The organism is bacterium, from assembly GCA_024226335.1.
Classification (GTDB): domain Bacteria; phylum Myxococcota_A; class UBA9160; order SZUA-336; family SZUA-336; genus JAAELY01.
Map to the genome: position 1 here is coordinate 1 of JAAELY010000068.1, position 947 is coordinate 947.

At 59.3% G+C, this 947-nt stretch carries 1 protein-coding gene; it reads left to right on the forward strand.

The features are described from left to right. On the forward strand, window positions 1-947 hold a 947-nt coding region (locus GY725_03130), incomplete at both ends, for a phage tail protein (GenBank protein ID MCP4003169.1).

Sequence of the window (947 nt, forward strand, 5' to 3'; positions counted from 1 at the left end):
CCGGACTCAACGTGATGTACTTCTTCCCGACCCGGACGGATGTGTTGGAGTTTTCGAAATCGCGCGTCGGACCGTTGCTGCAAGACAACCGTTTTCTGTGCCGACTCCTGCACGAAACGGACACGGCCGGGCTGAAGCGCATCGGCTCGTCCTATCTCTACCTCCGTGGCATGCAATCGAGCGTGGGGATGAAGTCGGTGCCGGCGGACATGCTCGTCTTCGATGAACTGGACGAGGCGACCCCGGATTCCAAGAGCCTGGCCAAGGAGCGCCTCGCCCACTCGGATTTCAAACGGGTGATCGAGTTGTCCAACCCGTCCCTACCGTCCTACGGCATCGACGAGAGCTATCAGCTGTCAGACCAGCGCCACTGGACCATTCGCTGTGCTCACTGCAGCCGTTGGACCGCGTTGGACAAGGAGTTTCCGACAAGGCTCGGATCTGACGTGCGAGTCATTCGCGAGCGCGACGGGGAATACTATCGGGCTTGCCCGAAGTGCGGACAGGAACTCGACGTGGCCGCCGGCGAGTGGATCGCAGACTTCCCCGATCGCAAGATCCACGGGTATCGAATCTCCCAGCTGTTCTCGTCGAAGGTCGATCCCGGAGAGATTCTCACGGAGTATCGGCGCACACGCTTTCCCGACCGTTTCTACAATCTCAAGATCGGTATTCCATGGGCGGATACCCAGAACAAGCTGGATGAGGCTCAGGTTCTCTCGTGTTGCGGCGAGCACGGGCTGCAGGAGTCCTCGGATCGATCCTGCACGATGGGCGTCGACACGGGAAAACAACTCCACGTTGTAATCTCACGATCCACCCGGGAGCAAGATGGAACGCGCGAGGTGATCTACGTCGGCGCGCGACAAGAGTATTCGGAGCTAGACGACCTGATGGAACGATTCTGCGTCGGCACATGTGTGATCGATGCGCTTCCAGAGGTTCAC